The sequence below is a fragment of the Pirellulales bacterium genome (assembly GCA_035533075.1).
Taxonomy (GTDB): Bacteria; Planctomycetota; Planctomycetia; order Pirellulales; family JAICIG01; genus DASSFG01.
The window spans coordinates 99,529-118,432 of sequence record DATLUO010000039.1 but is presented as its reverse complement, the minus strand read 5'-3'; the positions used below and the strand labels follow the sequence as shown (position 1 = coordinate 118,432).

At 63.9% G+C, this 18,904-nt stretch carries 21 protein-coding genes; 17 read left to right on the top strand and 4 right to left on the bottom strand.

Annotated features, from left to right (window positions below; all coding sequences use genetic code 11):
- Positions 1-104: 104 nt before the first annotated feature.
- The gene (locus VNH11_04980) at positions 105-1,490 is read right to left on the bottom strand and encodes a hypothetical protein (GenBank protein ID HVA45722.1); all 1,386 of its coding nucleotides are present in this window, start codon (positions 1,488-1,490) and stop codon (positions 105-107) included.
- A 396-nt stretch (positions 1,491-1,886) separates the two neighbouring features.
- Between VNH11_04980 and VNH11_04975 the strand changes: the two genes are divergently transcribed.
- Both VNH11_04975 and VNH11_04970 read left to right on the top strand, forming a co-directional pair.
- Positions 1,887-2,123, top strand: a complete 237-nt coding sequence (locus tag VNH11_04975) for a hypothetical protein (GenBank protein ID HVA45721.1) — start codon at positions 1,887-1,889, stop codon at positions 2,121-2,123.
- Complete coding sequence (locus tag VNH11_04970) at positions 2,120-2,644, top strand: HD domain-containing protein (GenBank protein ID HVA45720.1); 525 nt, start codon at positions 2,120-2,122, stop codon at positions 2,642-2,644. The genes VNH11_04975 and VNH11_04970 overlap by 4 nt, the downstream gene beginning before the upstream one ends.
- Positions 2,645-2,792: 148 nt before the next feature.
- Here the strand turns inward: VNH11_04970 and VNH11_04965 are convergent, their stop codons facing one another.
- The gene (locus tag VNH11_04965) at positions 2,793-4,148 is read right to left on the bottom strand and encodes a DUF1598 domain-containing protein (GenBank protein ID HVA45719.1); all 1,356 of its coding nucleotides are present in this window, start codon (positions 4,146-4,148) and stop codon (positions 2,793-2,795) included.
- A 201-nt stretch (positions 4,149-4,349) separates the two neighbouring features.
- Positions 4,350-5,654, bottom strand: a complete 1,305-nt coding sequence (locus tag VNH11_04960) for a Gfo/Idh/MocA family oxidoreductase (protein HVA45718.1) — start codon at positions 5,652-5,654, stop codon at positions 4,350-4,352.
- Between the two features lie 322 nt (positions 5,655-5,976).
- Here VNH11_04960 and VNH11_04955 point away from each other — a divergent pair, with 322 nt between their 5' ends.
- The 10 genes from VNH11_04955 (at position 5,977) to xylB (ending at position 13,093) form a co-directional block, all read left to right on the top strand.
- Complete coding sequence (locus VNH11_04955) at positions 5,977-8,493, top strand: U32 family peptidase (protein HVA45717.1); 2,517 nt, start codon at positions 5,977-5,979, stop codon at positions 8,491-8,493.
- A gap of 103 nt (positions 8,494-8,596) precedes the next feature.
- Positions 8,597-8,845, top strand: coding sequence for a hypothetical protein (locus VNH11_04950; GenBank protein HVA45716.1), 249 nt, complete (start codon positions 8,597-8,599; stop codon positions 8,843-8,845).
- Positions 8,842-9,195 (top strand): type II toxin-antitoxin system PemK/MazF family toxin, encoded by a 354-nt coding sequence (locus VNH11_04945; protein ID HVA45715.1) that lies wholly within the window; start codon positions 8,842-8,844, stop codon positions 9,193-9,195. The genes VNH11_04950 and VNH11_04945 overlap by 4 nt, the downstream gene beginning before the upstream one ends.
- A 180-nt stretch (positions 9,196-9,375) precedes the next feature.
- Positions 9,376-9,867, top strand: coding sequence for a hypothetical protein (locus VNH11_04940; protein ID HVA45714.1), 492 nt, complete (start codon positions 9,376-9,378; stop codon positions 9,865-9,867).
- A complete protein-coding gene (locus VNH11_04935) occupies positions 9,864-10,115 on the top strand; it encodes a monovalent cation/H+ antiporter complex subunit F (GenBank protein HVA45713.1) in 252 nt (83 codons plus the stop codon). Before VNH11_04940 ends, VNH11_04935 begins: the two co-directional genes overlap by 4 nt.
- Positions 10,112-10,315 carry a hypothetical protein gene (locus tag VNH11_04930; protein ID HVA45712.1) on the top strand — a complete coding sequence of 68 codons (204 nt, stop codon included), beginning with the start codon at positions 10,112-10,114 and terminating at the stop codon, positions 10,313-10,315. Before VNH11_04935 ends, VNH11_04930 begins: the two co-directional genes overlap by 4 nt.
- Before the next feature lie 32 nt (positions 10,316-10,347).
- The gene (locus VNH11_04925; GenBank protein HVA45711.1) at positions 10,348-10,647 is read left to right on the top strand and encodes a hypothetical protein; all 300 of its coding nucleotides are present in this window, start codon (positions 10,348-10,350) and stop codon (positions 10,645-10,647) included.
- Between the two features lie 30 nt (positions 10,648-10,677).
- On the top strand, positions 10,678-10,872 hold the full coding sequence (locus VNH11_04920) for a hypothetical protein (protein ID HVA45710.1): 195 nt from the start codon (positions 10,678-10,680) through the stop codon (positions 10,870-10,872).
- A gap of 431 nt (positions 10,873-11,303) precedes the next feature.
- Positions 11,304-11,564, top strand: coding sequence for a hypothetical protein (locus VNH11_04915; GenBank protein ID HVA45709.1), 261 nt, complete (start codon positions 11,304-11,306; stop codon positions 11,562-11,564).
- Positions 11,561-13,093, top strand: coding sequence for a xylulokinase (gene xylB, locus VNH11_04910; protein ID HVA45708.1), 1,533 nt, complete (start codon positions 11,561-11,563; stop codon positions 13,091-13,093). The genes VNH11_04915 and xylB overlap by 4 nt, the downstream gene beginning before the upstream one ends.
- On the opposite strand, the gene VNH11_04905 is transcribed toward xylB, so the two are convergent.
- Complete coding sequence (locus tag VNH11_04905; GenBank protein HVA45707.1) at positions 13,042-14,403, bottom strand: glycosyltransferase family 4 protein; 1,362 nt, start codon at positions 14,401-14,403, stop codon at positions 13,042-13,044. The two genes, xylB and VNH11_04905, sit on opposite strands and share 52 nt — an antisense overlap.
- 471 nt (positions 14,404-14,874) lie before the next feature.
- Between VNH11_04905 and ybeY the strand changes: the two genes are divergently transcribed.
- The 5 genes from ybeY (at position 14,875) to folP (ending at position 18,855) form a co-directional block, all read left to right on the top strand.
- Positions 14,875-15,330 (top strand): rRNA maturation RNase YbeY, encoded by a 456-nt coding sequence (ybeY, locus tag VNH11_04900; GenBank protein ID HVA45706.1) that lies wholly within the window; start codon positions 14,875-14,877, stop codon positions 15,328-15,330.
- Between the two features lie 10 nt (positions 15,331-15,340).
- The gene (gene recO / locus VNH11_04895; GenBank protein HVA45705.1) at positions 15,341-16,087 is read left to right on the top strand and encodes a DNA repair protein RecO; all 747 of its coding nucleotides are present in this window, start codon (positions 15,341-15,343) and stop codon (positions 16,085-16,087) included.
- A gap of 10 nt (positions 16,088-16,097) precedes the next feature.
- A complete protein-coding gene (bamD, locus tag VNH11_04890) occupies positions 16,098-17,372 on the top strand; it encodes an outer membrane protein assembly factor BamD (GenBank protein ID HVA45704.1) in 1,275 nt (424 codons plus the stop codon).
- Positions 17,373-17,455: 83 nt separating this feature from the next.
- The gene (locus VNH11_04885) at positions 17,456-17,992 is read left to right on the top strand and encodes an LptE family protein (protein HVA45703.1); all 537 of its coding nucleotides are present in this window, start codon (positions 17,456-17,458) and stop codon (positions 17,990-17,992) included.
- Entirely contained in the window at positions 17,992-18,855 is an 864-nt protein-coding gene (gene folP / locus VNH11_04880) for a dihydropteroate synthase (protein ID HVA45702.1), read from the top strand. The genes VNH11_04885 and folP overlap by 1 nt, the downstream gene beginning before the upstream one ends.
- Positions 18,856-18,904: the final 49 nt, after the last annotated feature.

Sequence of the window (18,904 nt, the reverse complement as noted above, 5' to 3'; positions counted from 1 at the left end):
GGGTTCGGGGTTCGGGGTTCAGGCCGATTACGGTGGGCCAGCGCTCGCAAGCTCGCTTGCCCCACCTTACGCCGCTCGCCACTAACCACGAAAACCACTAACCACTACCGCCGCGGGCTACGCGGCAGATTGGGCAGCAACAGCTTCTTCACGTAGTTGGCCACGTCGGTCTCGATGGCGGGGGCGCCTGCCGGCGTTTCGCCTCCGGCCCGCGCAAACGCAAAGCCGCGCACTGTGTCGCTCAAGCCCGCACCCGGTTGCAAGTCCGTGAGGAAACTGTCCCACTCGTTGCGCTGGCCCGGCACCAGACCGGTGTACCAAGCGACATAGTTTGCCAGATCCTCGCCGGTCAGGGCAATGCCACCCAAGTGCTTCTCTTGAAACGGCACGTCGGGCACGCTCCACGACGCGTAGGCCAACATCGGCAGTTCGTGCCCCTGAGCGATCGACGCCGTCCACACCACCTGGCTCGATGCCGACAACCACGTGCCGTTCGTGGCGAAGGGCTGTAGCGGCGTCGAAAGTGCCACGCGCAATTCGTCGTTCTGGCTCAGCAGGTCGAGGCCGAAGAACAGCCGCGCCACCAATTCGAGCACAACGTCTTTCGGATCGGGCGGCGGCGCCGCCGGGTCGGTGCTCTGACTGCGACGCCAAAGCTGCTCGCGGCGGCGGAACTGCGGAGTCGACCGCAGGTAGGCATCGAGCGACTTTTCCGCTTGTGACGTGTCGATGAGAAAGCCCAGCGAACGGGCGATCGACGGCTGGTTTTCCGGCGCGATCTTTCGCGACAGCAGATCGATCACAAAGCGGACCTGCTGGGCGGCGTCGTTGGTCGCCTCGACGTGAATCGCGGCCGGAACTTCCTCCAAGCGGAAGTAGCCATGCTCGACCAGGTACATGGCCGCCCGTACCCAATACTCTTGGTGCAAACTGGACTGCCGCTGTCCGCTGACGCGGGCCATGGCCCAGTAGTGGCTGAGGTTCCGCAGATCGTGGCGGAAGTCGCGATCGAGGAAAACCCGGATGCGGGCAAAGTTGGGGTCGCGGCCGATTTCGCTCTGGAACCAACCGACGAGCAGGTTCGTCAATTCATCGGCGGCCCGGCGACGGTCGTCGATGTGCAGTTCCAAGTCGTCGCTACCGCGGAACCGCTCGACATAGACCGCCGCGGTGCCCAACGAGGTCACCGTGAAGTGGTAATCGCCCGACCCGCCCACGTCGTCGGGCAGTTTGGGGCCGAAGCGGCCGCGGAACACGTGCCGGCCCGGCGCGGCCGGCAGCTCCGCGGGATAGCGGGAGGCGAGGCGTTTCAGTTCCGCGAGCGGAAAGCGGTCTTTGCCGCGGTTTTCCGGCACGCGCCAGACTGTCAGAGTGCGGACGATTTCGGCACCTTCCGGCTGAAGCTCGATTTCATAGCGATTATGGTCCTGGCATCCGGCCGACCAGCAGAGACACAGCGCGACGGCTGCGGCGAAGCGGCACTTCGGCATCGGCAAACGGTCCTTTCAGGCAAGGGGAAAGTTGGCCTGGTTCGACAACCATCCCTTCCATCATACATACCCGGCGGCGAAGCGGGTGGCTTCAAGTTTTTGGTTGGTGGTGTCGCGATCTCTGTAGGGAACGCCCTCCGTGGCGTTCCGCGGCCAACCGAAGGACCATGCGGAACGCCACGGAGGGCGTTCCCTACAGACGCGGCGGCGGCCGAACAGAGAGGCGTTGCTCCGCGGCACGGCTATGGCCGCCGAGATCCGATGGAGCGATGAGAGGACGCGCGATATACTTCACGCGGCCGAGAATGAGACGTTTTGCCGCGAACGTCTCATTCTTGGCCGCGTGAAGTATATAATGCGTCGGGCGATGCCTTTACGTTCCGGAGAACCGCTCTTATGACCCGCATTGTCATTGACGATGATTTGCTGAGCAAACTCTCTTACTTGTCTGAGCCACTGGAGTTTTGCACGGAATCGGGATACGTATTCGGCAGATTTACGCCGCATCCCGATCGGTATGCCGCCTTGCAAGCGATGCCGGAATTAAGTGACGAAGAGCTTAAGCAGCGTGCGGAAGGCCCCGGCTATACCACCGAGCAGGTTATCGCCTATCTGGAGAGTCTGCGACCTTGAACGTCCAATTGCTATCCGCCATTTCCTTCGCGGCACGGGCACACGAGGGCCAGTATCGCAAAGACGGCGAGACTCCCTACATTGCGCACCCGCTGAGGGTCATGACGGTGGCCTCGCAACTCTTTGGCGTAACCGATGCCGAAGCGCTGATGGCGGCCGTGCTGCACGACACGATCGAAGACACGCGCACCGACCACGACGATCTGAGCGAGAAGTTCGGCACGCGCGTGGCCGACTACGTGGCGGCGCTCACGAAAGACAAACGCCTACCGGAAGAGACGCGCGAGCGTGACTATCTCGACGCGCTGGCCGCGGCCCCGCTGGCCGTGCAGTTGTGCAAGCTGGCCGACGTTTACGACAATCTGCTCGACTCCTTCGGCATGGGCCAGCAACAGCGCCGCAAGAAGATTGAAAAGGCCCGTGAGGCGGTCGAGCGTTTCGGCCCCAACTTCCCCGACGAATGGAAGCACGTGCTCGATCTCGTGAATGCCGCTGTCAAACAAGTGGAAGCGGAGTTATAGGGCACGACGTGGAAAAGGCGTCAGGCTTCAGGCGCGGGTTTGCGACCAAGAGCCTGACGCCCGATTCACGGTGGGCCGGCGCTCGCAAGCTCGCTTGCCCCACCCCACGTTCGGTGGCAATCCAAAATCGAAAATCCAAAATCAACCCCTAGTTCCACCACCAGGCTTTGCCGCGTCCCTCGGCCACCTGCGTGCGGACGGGCTTCAGATCGCCGGGCTCGCTGCGGTGGGCGTCGGCCCAGGAGTTGATCTGCACCCCGCCCGATGCGCTAAGAATGTAGCGGTCCGAGGCACGGACAAAGCTGCACTTGGTGTCGACCTGCTTGGGCAGGTTGAATTGCTCGGTCGGATAGACGTTTTCGTCGAGCAACGCGCCGAAGTCGAGCGCGGCCTTGGCAGCCAGGTTTTTCTGGAAGATCAGGGCCGCGATCACGGCCAAGTCCATGCAGTTGCGCAGCTCGCCGAAGATCGGTTCCTTCAACGAAAGCTCGTCGTACTTGCTCGTCATCTGGTCGGCCCACTTCTGCGCCGCTGCGCTCGACTTGCCGGTGTGCTTTCGCTCGCCGTTGGCGTCCAGGAAGTCATCTTCCGTCATGGCCTTCACGCCCGCCCCGCGAAGTTGCCAGGCCAGGCCGTCGTTGTCGGTCAAGAGCGGGTCGTAGTTCGTCGTCAGCCACCACCGCGGCAGCATGTTCATGGCCTGCATCCGGCCCTTGATCATGTCCAGATAGCTCGGCAGACCGCGCACCGGCGTCGGCTCGAACTTCATCGCCAACCGCTTCATGCGGAAGTCGGCGGCCAGCAGGATGTGGGCAAAGCGGCTCGTGGGCGGAATGCCGTGGAACGAGATCGTTTGCGGTCCCAGCGCCCGCTCGACCTCCGGACCCACGACCCGCGGGTCAAGATTCGGGATCGCGAATTGCGGCGCCATCTGTTGAATGCGCGCCAACCCTTCTTGCGTTGGATCGATCGAGCATTGAATGCCGCCACGGGCAGCCTCACCGGCGGTCCGCAGGGCCACCACCAGATCGTCAATCTCCATTACGGGGCGCCCCGTCGTCACGCCCACGACATTGCCACGTTCATCGACCTTCCAGCCTTCGCCGAAACCGACGAGCACGATGTCGTTCAAGTCAGGATACACCATCACATATTCGATGCGTTGCAGTCCGGCCAGGAAGCGGACCTCATCGGGCAACGCGGCCTTGTCTTTCAGGCCGCCCAACAACTCCGCCAGCCCGCGCAGCGAAATCTTTCGCAGCTTCGAGGCCTGCTTGAGATCGCCGGGCACGGGCTTGAGCAGATCGAGCCAGAATTGCCGCAGGCCGTTATGGTCGCGCTCGGCGTTGGCCAGCACGCCCTTGGGATCGATGGAAATGCCGCCCACCGCCTGGCGGAAGAACTGGGCCTGTGCCGTCCCGCTGAAGGCCACACCGAAGAACAAGACCACTGCGAACGACAGCACACTCAATCGACGGATTGTGCAACGAGAAGCGGATGTCATGGAACCTCTCCCTTTCGATCCCCACCACTCTGACCGGAACCAGCGGCGCGGCGCCGCACCGCAATTGGAGCGTTTATTGTACACTCGCCCGCCCCCGCGTGTGAAGAAAAATGAGAAAATCGCCGGTTCGCCAGCGCCTTGCGTTATCAACTGACAGATTCTGTCAGTTCACCAAAGGTGGGGTTTCCGGGGCGCATCGCATCAACTCCACGCGCGTGCCGCCCGCGTCCGCAGCCGGTTGGCTTCGTCGTCGTTGACGAACTCTTCCTTGACGGGGTCGAGCTTCAGCGGACGCTTCAAGATCCAGGCGAGCGCCGCGGCATGGCAGGCAATGTGCGAACGCCGCATCACCTGGGCATTCGCCGCCGGCAGGTCGCGCGAGCGGACGCAATCAAAGAAGTTTCTGGCATGCGCCGAAACGTCGAGCCCCACCACTTTCTTCTTTCCCGGCGCGTTCAGTTCGCTTTTCAAGGCCGCCGAAGAGACTTCAATCTCGCCGCTGTCGCCCGTCTCGACCGACCCCTCGTCGCCGACGAACCGCACAGGGCACGTGCCCAAGTGCTGCACCCAGCCCGGACGTTCACCGAACGGCGTCTTGAGGAAATCGAGCACCAACTTCACCCCGTTGGCATACTGGGCCGTGATGCCGTTGTCGTGGGGCTCGAATTCGATCGGCATCGTGTCGTCGGCCTTGTTCGCCCATTGGCATAGGTCGACGGTGTGGGCGCCCCAGTCCAACAGCTTGGCCCCCGAATCGAAGTCCCAGTAGCCGCGCCACCTGCCCGCCACATATTGGCTGTTGAACGGCCGCCAGGGGGCCGGGCCGAGCCAGAGGTTCCAATCGACCACTTCGCGGGCCGGCGTCGGCTCGCCGGCGAGCCAGGCGTTGTCGAGCGACGGCGTGTAGACCGAGGCATAAAGCGTGCGGACCTTGCCCAGCTTGCCGCTATGGGCCAGCTCGACCGCCTGCTGAAAGTTCGGCACGCTCCGCCGTTGCGTGCCGGCTTGAAACACCCGGCCCGTGCGCTTGATTGTGTCGGCAAGCTGCTGGCAGAGGCCGATGGTCAGGCCGCACGGCTTTTCGCTGTAGACGTCTTTGCCTGCCTCGGCGGCCAGCATTGAGGCCGGGCCGTGCCAGCGGTCACCGGTGGCGATCAGCACGGCGTCGATGTCTTTGCGGTCGAGCAACTCGCGAAAATCGCGATAGAGCTTGAGGTCCTGGTTGCCGTAGTGTTCATCGACCAGCTTCTTGCCGGCCTCGCGGCGGCTGGCCTGCACGTCGGCGATGGCCAGGCACCGCACGTCGGTCAGGCCGAGCATGGCCTTCAGATCGTACGTGCATCGCGGACCGATGCCGATCACGCCCAGGTTGATGGTTTCGCTGGGGGCGATCTTTCCCTCGCGGCCCAAGGCACGGGCGGGAATGACCCACGGCGCGGCCACCAGCGCGCCGGCGGCGGCAGACTTGCGGAGAAAATCGCGACGCGATGCTTTTTGCTGGCTCATAACGGGCCTCTAGAAAGAGTGCGGAATGCAGGTTGGCTAAACTGTGAGGATAACATCCTGCGTAAGGTGGGGCCAGCGAGCGTTTTCGGTGGCTGGGGCAGAAGCTGGCCGAGAGCGACCTGGCAATCACCAAAACGCGCCGCCGGCCAGCGATGCTCCGGTGGCGGCGGTACCGGGGCATCGCCGCGACGGAGCGTGAAATGGCAAACTGGCCGAGCGCGCGGCTCTGCCCCAGCCACCGCTATTGGTTTCGACGGCCGCCGCGTACATTGATAAATGCAAGCCGTTCCGCTTGCGGAGCAAGCGGGCTACGTTAGAAAACATGACCACCGTTCGCACCACCACCGAATTGCTCGCGCCGGCAGGCGATTGGACGGCGCTGCGCGCGGCGGTGGCCAATGGGGCCGACGCGGTCTATTTCGGCCTGTCGAATTTCAACGCCCGGCATCGCGCCACGAATTTCACGCTCGACGAGCTGCCGGAGGTGATCGCGTATCTGCGCCGCCATAACGTGCGGGGCTACGTCACGTGCAACACGCTGATCTTTTCCGACGAGCTGCCGGAGATCGCTCGCTTCGTGGCGGCCATCGCTGAGGCGGGCGCCGACGCGGTCATCGTGCAAGATCTCGGGCTGGCCCGGCTCATCGGCCGCCTGGCGCCGGGGTTGCCCGTACACGGCTCGACGCAGATGACGCTCACCGAGCCGCGCGGGATCGAATTTGTGCGCCGGTTGGGCGTCGAGCGCGTGATTTTGGCCCGCGAGCTGTCGCTGTCCGACATCGAGCGCGTGCGCGCGGCGACCGATTTGCCCGTCGAGGTTTTTGTGCATGGCGCGTTGTGCGTGGCTTATAGCGGCCAATGCCTGACCAGCGAGGCGTTGGGCGGCCGCAGCGCCAATCGCGGCCAATGCGCCCAGGCCTGCCGGCTGCCGTACGACCTGATCGTCGACGGCGAACATCGCGAGCTGGCCGACCAGGCCTACCTGCTCAGTCCGCAAGACCTGGCCGGGCACGGTCACGTCGACGACCTGGTGCGGCTGGGAGTGGCCAGTTTGAAGATCGAGGGCCGGTTGAAGAGCGCCCATTACGTGGCCGCCACCACGCGCACCTATCGCCGCGCGCTCGATGCCGCCGAGCGCGGCGAGCGGTTCTCGCTCGACCGGCAGGAGCGGCTCGACCTGACGCAGAGCTTTTCGCGGGGCTTCACGCCCGGCTTTTTGGAAGGAGCCGACCATCAACGTCTCGTCCACGGCCGCTTTCCCAAGAGCCGCGGGGTTTACATCGGCACCGTCGTCGAAGCACGCCGCGGCCGGTTGATCGTCGAATTGGCGAGCGAACATTCGGCCGCCGCGTTGCTCGACGAGGTCATCAAGCCGGGCGACGGCGTCGTCTTCGACGAGGGGCATCCCGAGCAAGACGAGCAAGGCGGTCGCGTATGGCAAGTCCGGCCCGTGCCCGGCGCCGGGCACCGCGTCGAGCTGGAGTTTCGCGAAGGGGCCGTCAACCTTGCCGCCGTTGCGACCGGCAGCCTGGTCTGGAAGACCGACGACCCCGCGTTTCGTCGTCGCATCGAGCAAACTTTTGCCCGTGACGCGACGCCGCGTCGAGTGCGCCTGACCGCTCGCATCGCCGGGCGAATCGGCGGTCCCTTGCTCGTCAGGCTGAGCGACGGCGAGCACGCGGTGCGTGTCGAGTGGCCGGGGCCGTTGGAGGCAGCCCGAAAACACGCGCTCGACGAGAGTCTGGTCCGCGAACAATTCGGACGGCTGGGCGACACGCCCTTCGAGCTGGGCGAGGTCGAGCTGGACATCGCCGCACCGGTGATGGCGCCCAAGAGCGTCCTCAACGACCTTCGCCGCCGGGCCGTGGCGGAACTGCTCGACTTGCGCAACCGACCATCGAAGTCTCGTGTGGTATGCACCGAGGCGCTTGCTGAACTGCGCCGAGAAATCATGCCGGCCTCGCCGCGGTCGGCGTCGTCGCCGGCGATGTACGTTTTGGTCCGCACCCGCGAGCAGCTCGACGCCGTTTGTGCCTGGTCGCGCGACAATCGCCCCACCCAGCCGGCGATGATCTATTGCGATTTCGAAGACGTGCGGCGTTACCGAGACGCCGTGGCTGTCGCCCGAAGTGCCGGCTTGCAAATCGGCGTGGCCACGCTGCGGATCATCAAACCTGCGGAAGAAGGCTTGCTGGCCAAGATCGCGGCCGCGGAAGCCGATGCGGTCCTGGTCCGCAACCTGGCGGCACTGGAATGGTTTCGGGAGCACGCCCCGCGGACGCCGCTCGTCGGCGACTTTTCGCTCAATGTGGCCAACGAGCTGACGGCCGACTTATTCTTTGGCGCCGGCTTGACGCGGCTGGTGCCGAGCTACGACCTGAGCTGGGAGCAACTCGTGGCCATGCTGCCGCGAACGGCGGCGGACCGCATGGAAGTGGTCGTGCATCAGCATATTCCGATGTTTCATAACGAGCATTGCGTGTTCGCCGCCGCACTTTCCGAGGGCAAAGACTGGCGCGACTGCGGGCGTCCTTGCGACCGGCACCGCATCGAGCTGCGCGACCGCGTCGGCGCCGAGTTCCCCTTACTGGCCGACACCGGTTGCCGCAACACGGTGTTCAACTCGGTCGCCCAATCGGCGGCCGAATACATGCCGCGGATGCTGAAGCTTGGTCTGCAACACTTTCGCATCGAGCTGTTGCGCGAAGACGCGGCTGCCGCTACGGCCCTGCTGACACGTTACCGCCGCGTGCTCGACGGTCTCGACGACGGCAAAACGGCCTGGCGCGGCCTGCAAGTGCTCAACCAATTGGGCGTCACACGGGGCACGCTGGCGTAAGTGATCGAGGTTTCGGTGGGTCTGGTGGAAGGTAACGTTGCTGTTGGCGGTCTTGTGACGCCGCCTTGCTGATGCCAAAATGTACTGAAACAGGAGCCCGCTCATGACGCGATTGACGCGAGAACAAAGTTCGGCGGTTCGTGCGGCAGTAGAGACCCCCGTTCGCATCGTCGACCCCGATACGAACACCGAATACGTCTTGTTACGGGCCGACGTATACGAACGCGTGCGCCATTTGTTCGACGATCCCTCCGCTGACGCGTTCCTGGCGCAAATTGAATCCGCGGCCGCGGCCGGCTGGGATGATCCGGCATTGGACGTCTACAACGACCTCGATCCACGCCGGACATGAAACGAGGCGAAGTCGTACTCGTCGATTTCCCGTTCTCCTCGGGCGGCGGCTCGAAGGTGCGCCCGGCGCTCATCGTGCAAAACGACCGCGGCAACGCGATCTTGCGGGACACGATCGTCGTGCCGATCACCAGCAATGTCTCACGCGCGGCTCGCGTCTCCACACAATTCTCCATTGACGCGACGTCACCCGACTGGAAATTGTCCGGACTTCGCACGCCTTCGGTGATTAAGTGCGAGAACATCTATACGTTCCACAAGTCGCGAATCGTGAACACGATCGGACGAGTCTCAGCGGCTACGATGACCGCGATCGACGGCTGCTTGAAGGAAGCGTTGGGGATCCCTTGACGTGTCGTTCACCGCCGAACTGGCTCGTCCGTTTAATTGACAGTTTTCGGCGTTCTGCCCTACGATAGACGTGTCCGCGAGGTCCGCGGCGGAAACAAAACCGATAAGCTCCGCGGGAGTTGCGATATGCTCCACTACCGCGGAGCTTTTTTATTGGCCGTTCTTCGAGGCACGCTTGCTGTGGCTATTGATCGTCGTCTGACAGCGCTGCTCCTGCGCGTAGTTCCGTGGGCCGCGCTCTACCTGGCGTTCGCAGCCAAACTGACGTGGCCCGAATGCCTGATGGCGCTCGTCGCCGCAACGCTGGCCGCCGGCGCCGCCATGGCGCTACGAAAGTTCGACAGGAAGAAACCGGCGTTCGTCGTGCCGCCGGCGAAATGGCTGGTGCGCTTGCCCGGCAAGGTCGTCTCGGACTGCGGCCGCGTGATCGCCGTGCTGATGAAGTCGATGGTGACCCGCCAACCAGCGACGGGCCGCCTGCGCAACTTGCCGTTCGACACCGGCGGCGAAGAGCCGCACAGCATTACACGCCAGGCCTGGGTCACCGTCGCCAATTCACTAACGCCCAATAGCATCGTGATCGCGACCGATCGGCCGAATCAGCGGCTGCTCGTCCACGAGCTGGCAAAGGCCCAGCAGGCGTCGGCGCCCTCGCGGGAGTGGCCGCTATGAATCTGTGGCTGCTGGGCGTGTTGCTGTTGTCCCTGGCGCTCCTGCCGTGCGGTGCAGTGCTGCTCTCAAAACCACCGATCGACCGTCTGCTGGCGCTGAACCTGACAACGACCATCACCTCGCTGACCATCCTGCTTTTTGCCGCGGGGCTCGGGCAGCCCTCGTTCGCCGATCTGGCATTGACCGTCGCCGTGCTGGCCCTGCCGGCGGGCCTGGTCTTCGCGCACTTCATGGAGCGCATGCTGTGAACGTAGCGATGGTTTTGGCGGCGGTCCTGCTGGCGGCGGGCATCGGCGGCGTCTGGCTCGCCGCGTTGGGCCTGTTCCTCGCGGCGACCCCGCTCGACCGCGTGCACGTTGTGGGGCTGGCCGGCGTATGCGGCACGGCACTGGTGGCGCTGGCGGTGCTCGTGATTCATCCGGCCGATCAGGCCGAGAACACACCGTAGAACAGCGTCTGCACGAGCGTCGAGCGAAAGAAGTGCTCGCCCTTCTCGTCGGTGAACTTCATGCCCAGCGCTTCTTCGAGCGCGGCGCGAACCGATTGCAAGGCGGGCAGCTCCTTTTGCCTTTCGACGCGGGCCAGGGCGTCGCGGGCGTAAGAGGCGACGAACCAGGCCAGGTCCTTGGGCTTGGCGAGCGGCGCCGCGTGCAGGCAGGCCCGTTTGACGAACTCCAGAAACTGCGGGCCGTGCTCGTCGGCCGCGACCCGCGGGTGCGCGGCCTTCTGCCGCCAAAACTCCTGCTCGTTGGCCGCCAGGTGAAACGCTTCACGCCATGATCTTCCCCGATTTGGTCACCTGGATATGGGATGACCATCGCAGAGCGCGGGGCGGGTGGCCAGCAGGCCGCGCGGGAAGAGCTGCGCCCGTACGCTGCAAAGTTGCACGACACGCAGTTTCACGGCCAGAAACCAAAAGCCGATCAGAGTGGCTACTGGCAACTACACGGCGTCACCTACCTCGACGATCTTCGCGGCCAATGGGACCGTAGCGAGGAGCCATAAAAAACGAAGGCAGTGGCCGTCCCTTGCGAGCCAACCAAAGCCTCCGATCAAGTTATAGCCGATCGGCTAGGATAGTCGAAAGAGTGGAAAGAGCGCACCTTTAGCACCGAATTGTTTGCACGTTATAAAACTCTCGAACAAATCGACGAAGTGCCGTTCCCCGAGGTAAGCCGCGCCGAGGGCAAGCATGCACTTCACGGTCGTCCGCGGACAGGCCGTTGGCGACTTTGTTCCGCACGTGGCTGCCGACTGATGAGGGATGAGGGACGCCGCCATAGGCGATCGTTTGGCCCATCCCTCATCCCTCATCGGAACCCGGAACCCTGAACCCTCGGTAGTTCTGCCTCCGTGCGGACTAAACTGCCACTGCGGGACGACGGCAAGCCGACCTGTTGGTCGATTCGCGCGTTCTGGCTATACTCTAGCCAGAAATGCGCTACGAAACCGTGCTCGCGCCTGAGGCGGCCGAAGATCTCGACCACCTCAAGGCGGATCTCCGTTCCGACGTCCTGGTGAACCCAATGAAGAAGGTGGCTCTCTCGGAGATCAAGGATGACTTGTCGAAGTACCTTCGTCTCGCCGAACTCGAAAACGATCCGCGGTTTCTCGACCGCATCGAACGAGCGCGTCGAAGTTTGCGCGGTGGAAAGGGGGTCAGGCTGGACGCCACCACGAAATCGAGCCACCCATGAGCGTTTTTCTCGGCATCGACATCGGCACCTCCGGCACCAAAGCGCTGGCCATCGACGAGCACGGCAAAATCCTGGCCGAAGCGACCGAAACCTATCCGTGTTATCATCCCCAACCGCTGTGGAGCGAGCAGGATCCCGACGATTGGTGGCGGGCCACGGTCACCACGGTCCGGGCGGTGGTCAAAAAAGCCCGCCTCAAGGCCGCCGACGTCAAGGCCATCGGGCTGTCGGGCCAGATGCACGGCTCGGTGTTTCTCGATAAGAACGACCGTGTCATCCGCCGCGCATTGCTCTGGAACGATCAGCGCACCGCCGCCGAATGCGCCGAGATCGAAAGCCGGGCGGGCGGCCGACGCAAGCTCATCAAGATGGTCGGCAATCCGGCCCTCACCGGCTTCACCGCTCCTAAGATCCTCTGGCTGCGGAACCATGAACCGAGGCATTTCGACCGGCTGCACAAAGTGCTGCTGCCGAAAGACGACATTCGCCGGCGGCTGATCGGCGACTATGCCACCGAAGTCAGCGATGCCAGCGGCATGCTGCTGCTCGACGTGGCCCGGCGCGACTGGTCGAAGCCGCTGTTGAGCAAGCTCCAGCTCGACGCCGATCTGCTCGGCCGCTGCTATGAATCTGAAGATGTCACCGGCACGCTCACCTCCGCGGCCGCCGCGGAGCTGGGCCTCTCGACCGACTGCCGCGTGGTGGGCGGGGCGGGCGACTGCGCCGCCGGGGCGGTGGGCAGCGGCATTGTCACTTCGGGCGTACTGAGCACGTCGATCGGCACCTCCGGCGTGATGTTCGTGTACAGCGACGAATTGAAGTTCGATCCGGACGGCCGCATCCATACTTTTTGCCACGCGGTGCGGGGCAAATGGCACATGATGGGCGTCACTCTTTCGGCCGGCGGGTCGCTGCAATGGTTCCGCAACCAGCTTTGCCTGGCCGAGATCGCCGCCGCGCGAGAAACCGGCCGTGACCCCTACGAAGCGCTCACGCGCGAAGCCGAAGCGGTCGTTGCCGGCAGCGCGGGACTCTTTTTTCTGCCCTACCTTTCCGGCGAGCGCACGCCGCACGCCGACGCCAACGCCCGCGGCTGCTTCGTCGGACTGACGCTGGCCCACACGCGCGGCCACCTGGTGCGGGCCATCCTGGAGGGCGTCACGTACTCGCTCCGCGACAGCCTGGAGGTCATTCGCGAGCTGGGCGTGCCCGTGCGGCAGATTCGGGCGTCGGGCGGCGGCTCGCGCAGCCCGCTGTGGCGGCAGATTCAGGCCGACGTTTTTGGTCAGAAGGTCGTCACGCTCAACGCCGAAGAGGGCGCGGCTTATGGAGTGGCATTGCTGGCGGCGGTGGGCGGCGGGGCGTTTCGCGACGTGCGCGAGGCCTGCCGCGCCACGGTGAGCGTCGTCAAAGAAACGGTCCCCAACCGCCCGGCGCAAAAGTATTACCACCGGGCGTTTCCCGTCTATCAGCGGCTTTATCGCTCACTGAAGGACGATTTCAGGAGCATCGCGGAGTTGGAGAAGTGAGCTGAGCCACGCGGCGCGGCCAGATACTGCTGATAGACGTCGAGCGTGGCCGCGGCCATGCGATCGGCGTTGAAATCGCCCACCACGCGTTCGCGGCCTTGCCGGCCAAGCTCCAAGCGCGCGGCGTGATCGACCAGCAAGTCGTGCAGCGTTTGGGCCAGCTTCTCCGGATCGTTGGGCGGCACGAGCACGCCTCCGCCCGTCGCGGCCAGCAATTCGGGAAACGCGCCGTGGGCTGGCTGCACGACGGGCACGCCGCTGGCCAGCGCCTCCAGCACAAAAATGCCCTTGGGGTCGCGGTACGTCGTCGGCACCGACAGCACGTCGATCGTTCGCAAAAAGTCGAGCTTTTGCTCCCGTTCGATCGCGCCCCAATAGCGGAAGTCGTCGCCCGCGCCCGCGGCGCGGAGCTTGGCGAACTCGGCCTCGACGAACTCGCGGTCGGTCGGCGGCAGCCAGCCGGCCACTTCCAGACGGGCCTGCTCCGTGCCCGGCAGCGTTCGCAGCCGCAGGTAGGCGTCAGCCAGAACGTGCAGCCCTTTCGCCTGGCAGAGCCGGGCCAAATAGCCGATGGTGGGCGGATGGCCCGCCGCGCGCACACGGTCGAGGGCTTGGTAGTCGGTGGTCTGGATGCCCAGCGGAACGATGTGAAACCGCTCCAGCGGCACCTGAAGCTGTTCGGCCATATATTCGGCGTAGTAGCGGCTGAAGACCATGAAGCCATCGACTTCAGCCGCCAGCCGCCGCAGCTCATCGCGTGCCCGCGACTGAAACGGTTCGGGCAACTCCTCCAAAAAGAGATCGTCTCCCTGCAACGTCACGAGCACCGGCACTTTCAATTCGCGCTTGATGGCGGGCACGCAGCCGGCGATCAACAGGTTGCTCAGGTTGACCAACTGTGGCTTGACGTGTCGGCCCAGCCAGTCGACCAGCCGCACGACTTCGCCGCGTTGATTGCCATGCTCGCCGCGCAGCACCGAGAGGGCCAAACGGCCAAGCTGCCGGCCGCTGGTCCGGATGGCGAAACGGGACACGCCGTTGATCAGCCGCGGGTGATCGAGCCAGCGGACCAAGAAGCCGGGCAAATAGCGAAACAGCGGCACGTTCTGCTGCAAATAGACGTTGATTCCGCCGAAAAACACCTGGTCGATGCTGACGTCATCTTCGTCGGTGCGGATGGGCGTGTAGAGTGGGATGAGCTGCACATCGCAACCGAGCCTGGCGAGCGCGGCGGCCAGCGTGTTGTCGCGCATGCAACTTCCGCAGAACATGCCGGCGCCGCCGGCGGTAAGATAGGCGATGGTGGGCATCGGCAAAGGGCGAGAGGAGACTGAGGCCGTCAGGTGGGCACTGCCCATGATTAGTCATACGCTGCCCGGCCGCGGTTCTCAAGTGGTGGCTGGGGCAGAGCTTGGGCCGTTAAAAAGTTGGCCTTGCGATGGTTTCGTTGTTGTACCGGTTTTGTTCCGCCACGAAGGGGCTTGCCCCTCGTCCTTCTACACAAGTCCGACGCCGCGGCGCGGCGGTTGCGTTTCCCAGTCCCGTAGGGACGGTAGAGTTTAGCCGTGGGCGCAAGCCCACGGAAGAGGGACGCCAACGATCCGCGCAGCCGCGTAGCGGCGACAGAGCGCGTGGTGCGCTACCTCTGTCGCCGCTACGCGGCTTGCCTAACCTACCGCATCGGTACCGTGGGCTCGCGCCCGCGGCTAAACTATCTCGCCGCTACGCGGCTGACGCGCGAGACGTGTAGGACAACGAGGGCTTGCCCCGGTGAGTCGTAAATGCTCCAGATTGCCATCACCAACGAACAAGACGGCCTGACGATCGACGCGGCGCGGTTGCGTGCGGCCGTCGCGGGCGTGCTTTCAGGCGAAGGCATTGCCGAGGGCGAAATAAGTCTGGCGGTGGTCGATGATCCTACCATCCACGCCCTGAACCGCCGGTGGCTGGATCACGATGAGCCGACCGATGTGTTGAGCTTCGTGCTGGAACAAGCCGACGGGTATCTGGATGGCGAGATCATCGTCAGCGCCGACACTGCCCGCGCGCGCGCCGAGGAGTTCGGCTGGTCGGCGGCGGAAGAGCTGCTGCTTTACGTCATCCACGGCGCCCTGCACCTGGCGGGATACGACGACAAAGACCCGGCCGACCGCGAGGTAATGCGCGAGCGCGAGCGGCACTATTTGAGGGTTCAGGGTTCAGGGTTCAGGATTCAGGAATCTGACCACAGCGAATAGGCACCCTCCCATGCAGCCCGAAAAAGCCACGGCCCTGGTGCTCCGCGCGGTCGAGTTCAGCGAGACCAGTAGCGTGGTCACGCTGTTCACGCGCGAATTCGGCAAGGTGCGGGGGTTGGCCAAGGGAGCGAGGCGGCTCAAGGGGCCGTTCGAGTCTGCCCTTGACCTGCTGGCACGCTGTCGGATAGTGTTCCTGCGCAAATCGTCCGATGCCCTCGACCTGTTGACCGAAGCCAAGTTGGAGAAGCGGTTTCGGCCGGCGGCCCGCGACCTGTCCAGTCTTTACGCGGGTTATTACGTCGCCGAGTTGCTCAACGAACTGACTGACGACGCCGATCCCCACCCCGATCTCTTCGACCTTTCCGTCGAAACGCTGGCGGCGCTGGAGCGGGGCGAGGTGGCCGTGCCGCCGTTGGTGCTGCGCTTTGAGCTGGCCGCACTTCGCTCGCTGGGACATTTGCCGTCGCTCGACCGTTGCGTCGAGTGCGGCCAACACATCGAGCCGGTCGGACGCGTTGCCTTTGGACTCAGTTCGGGCGGCATTTTATGCACGCGATGCCGGCCGGGCAGCAAACACGTCGTCTTGCTTCATGCCGGTACACTCAAGCTTCTCCAACGATTTGCCGATTCGCAGTCCGACAGTTGGCGGCGCATCGAGCTCGGCCGCTCGGCGGCCGGCGAGCTGCGGGGCGTGCTCAACCACTACCTGGCGCACCTGTTAGGGCACAAACCACGAATGCAGGAGTACCTTAAATAGGGTTCTCTGAATGAAACGGCCGGTGATAATGCGAATGGCGGCGACGGCGATCGTGATCGCCGCCGCCGGCTGCCGTTCGGGCGTGGGGTGGAACCCGTTTGCCCGGCCGTCGGCTCAGGCTGCGCAATCTCCGGCGCAGGCTCCGCCGGGCCAGCCGCCTGCTTCCGGCGTGGTGCAGGCCAGCTATCAGAAGCCCCAATACGTCCCGCCGCCGAGCATCTCGCCGGCCGACCTGATTCGCAACGAAAACCTCGAGGAGTACTCCAGCGAGAAAAAAACGCTGTTCGACAAAGCCACCGACAACATCTCGGCCGAGAAGATCGGCAAGAAGATCAAGAAGGCCTTCGGCCGCGGTCCCAACGAAGAGCTGGCCAAGAAGCAATTCGACGAAGGAATTGCCCTTTTCCACCAGAAGAAGTATGCCGAGGCGGCCAAGTGCTTCAGCGTGGCCGCCGACCGCTGGCCCGACACGACGCTGGAAGAAGACGCCCTCTATTGGCTCGCCGAGAGCTACTTCTTCGACGACCGCTATCCCAAGGCCAGCGACACCTACGGCGCGCTGCTGAAGAAATATGAAAACTCGCGGTATTTGATCGATATTGTGCCGCGGCAATTTGCCATCGCTCACTACTGGGACGTCTCGGCCCGGAAAGATTCACATTGGTATCCCAACCTCACGGATAAAACGCGGCCGTGGGTCGATGCCAACGGGCACGCGGTGAAGGCCTACAACGACGTCTACTTGGAGGATTCCCAAGGACCGCTGGGCGACGATGCCGCCATGGCCATCGCCAACTCGTATTTCTTGCACAACCGCTTTGAGGACGCCGCCGATCAGTACGCGCGGGTCTGCAAGGATTTCCCTCAGAGCGAGCACCAACGCGAGGCGCACCTGCTGGGCATTCGGGCCAAGCTTCGCGCCTATCAAGGGCCGCAATACGAGGCCGGGCCCTTGAACGAGGCGGAACAACTCATCGAGCAGACGCTGACGCAGTTCCCCGCCGAAATGCTCGGCGAAGAGCGCGAACTGCTGATTGCCACCAAGCAACTGATCCGCGTCGAGCGGGCTCAGCGCGAGTATCAGGCGGGCGAGTATTACTACAAAATCAAGTATTACCGGGCGGCGGGATATTATTATGCGGAGACGATCCGCGAATACGCCGACACGCCGTTCGCCAAGATGGCGGAAGACCGGATCCAAGAGATCAAGAACTATCCGCCGGTGCCGCGCGATTATTTTGCCTGGCTGAAGAAAATCTTGCCTGAAAGCGAAAAGAATCACTAGGTGTGGAGATGAGAGCGATGGCGATTTACAGGTCAGGCGTCAGGCGTCAGGCATCAGGCGTCGGGCAATTTGCAATTTGCAATTTGCAATTTGCAATTTGCAATTTCCTGCCCTCGCTGCTTGTGCTGTTGCTCTTCGCGTCACCGGGCTGCGTGAACTATCGCATGGGGGCACGCAGCCTCTACGCTCCCGACATCCAGACCGTCTACGTGCCGATGATCGAGTCGACCAGCTATCGCCGCTATTTGGGCGAGTGGCTGACGGAAGCCGTCGTCAAACGGATCGAACAGGTGACGCCCTACAAAGTCGTCAATACGCCCGACGCCGACAGCGTCTTGACCGTGCGGATCATCACCGATACCAAGCAAGTCCTCATGGAGAGCTTCACCGATGAACCTCGCGAGTCGCAGTTCACGCTGCAAATCTCGGCCAGTTGGGTGAACCGCAACGGCGACCAGCTTGGCCAACCGGTCAACGTGCCCTTGCCGCCCAGCCTCAATCCGATCGACCAGTCGGCCAACCTGTTTCCCGAGTTGGGCCAGTCGACCAGCAGTGCCGAGATGCAAGACGTGCAGTGGTTGGCCGTGCAAGTGATTTCGATGATGGAAGCGCCGTGGTGATGAACGTGCCTCAACGCGCAAGCCACTGGCAACTCCGCACGCGCCGGCTCGATTTTCCGGCGCGGCCGCTGGTGATGGGCATTCTGAACGTCACGCCCGACAGCTTCTCCGATGGCGGCCAATTTGCCGGCGTTCCGGCGGCGATCGAGCACGGCCTGCGGATGGCGGCCGAAGGCGCCGACCTGATCGACGTGGGTGGCGAGAGCACCCGGCCCTATTCGCAGCCGGTCGAAGCCAGCGAAGAGTTGCGCCGCGTCCTGCCGGTCGTGCAGGCGCTGGTCGAGCAAACCGGCCTGCCGATCTCGATCGACACTTCCAAGGCGGCCGTGGCCCGCGAGGCGCTGGCCGCCGGGGCGGAGATCATCAACGACGTGACCGCGCTGGCCGGCGACGAGCAGATGATCGAAACGGCGCTCGACGCGCAGGCCGCCGTTTGTGCCATGCACATGCCCGGCACGCCGCAGACCATGCAGGACAACCCGGCCTATCAGGATGTGGTGGCCGACGTCTACGACTACCTCCGTCAGCGCCGCGACGCCCTGTTGGCCGCCGGCATCCTGCCGTCGCGGATCGCGCTCGATCCGGGCATCGGCTTCGGCAAGACGCACGAGCACAACGTGACGCTGTTGGCGCATTGCCGGCGGTTTCACGGCCTGGGTTGCCCGCTGATGGTCGGCCACTCGCGCAAGGGTTTTATCGGCAAAATCATCGGCGATAAGATGGCCGACCGCACGGCGGGCACCGTCGGCGTCACTTTGGCACTGGCCAGCCAAGGCGTCGGGATCGTTCGCGTACACGACGTGGCCGCCAACCTGCACGCGCTGAAGCTCTTTTTTGCCACGGGCGGAGTGCAGGAAGTCTGACTGTCGCCACCCGAAGTGGCCTTGTTCCGGCGGCCAAAACTTGCGAAGG

Bases quoted from the DNA above. Each gene is read 5' to 3' on its own strand.
- VNH11_04980 (HVA45722.1), bottom strand. From the start codon at position 1,490: ATGCCGAAGTGCCGCTTCGCCGCAGCCGTCGCGCTGTGTCTCTGCTGG.
- VNH11_04975 (HVA45721.1), top strand. From the start codon at position 1,887: ATGACCCGCATTGTCATTGACGATGATTTGCTGAGCAAACTCTCTTAC.
- VNH11_04965 (HVA45719.1), bottom strand. From the start codon at position 4,148: ATGACATCCGCTTCTCGTTGCACAATCCGTCGATTGAGTGTGCTGTCG.
- VNH11_04960 (HVA45718.1), bottom strand. From the start codon at position 5,654: ATGAGCCAGCAAAAAGCATCGCGTCGCGATTTTCTCCGCAAGTCTGCC.
- VNH11_04955 (HVA45717.1), top strand. From the start codon at position 5,977: ATGACCACCGTTCGCACCACCACCGAATTGCTCGCGCCGGCAGGCGAT.
- VNH11_04950 (HVA45716.1), top strand. From the start codon at position 8,597: ATGACGCGATTGACGCGAGAACAAAGTTCGGCGGTTCGTGCGGCAGTA.
- VNH11_04945 (HVA45715.1), top strand. From the start codon at position 8,842: ATGAAACGAGGCGAAGTCGTACTCGTCGATTTCCCGTTCTCCTCGGGC.
- VNH11_04935 (HVA45713.1), top strand. From the start codon at position 9,864: ATGAATCTGTGGCTGCTGGGCGTGTTGCTGTTGTCCCTGGCGCTCCTG.
- VNH11_04920 (HVA45710.1), top strand. From the start codon at position 10,678: ATGACCATCGCAGAGCGCGGGGCGGGTGGCCAGCAGGCCGCGCGGGAA.
- VNH11_04915 (HVA45709.1), top strand. From the start codon at position 11,304: ATGCGCTACGAAACCGTGCTCGCGCCTGAGGCGGCCGAAGATCTCGAC.
- xylB (HVA45708.1), top strand. From the start codon at position 11,561: ATGAGCGTTTTTCTCGGCATCGACATCGGCACCTCCGGCACCAAAGCG.
- VNH11_04905 (HVA45707.1), bottom strand. From the start codon at position 14,403: ATGCCCACCATCGCCTATCTTACCGCCGGCGGCGCCGGCATGTTCTGC.
- ybeY (HVA45706.1), top strand. From the start codon at position 14,875: ATGCTCCAGATTGCCATCACCAACGAACAAGACGGCCTGACGATCGAC.
- recO (HVA45705.1), top strand. From the start codon at position 15,341: ATGCAGCCCGAAAAAGCCACGGCCCTGGTGCTCCGCGCGGTCGAGTTC.
- bamD (HVA45704.1), top strand. From the start codon at position 16,098: ATGAAACGGCCGGTGATAATGCGAATGGCGGCGACGGCGATCGTGATC.
- folP (HVA45702.1), top strand. From the start codon at position 17,992: ATGAACGTGCCTCAACGCGCAAGCCACTGGCAACTCCGCACGCGCCGG.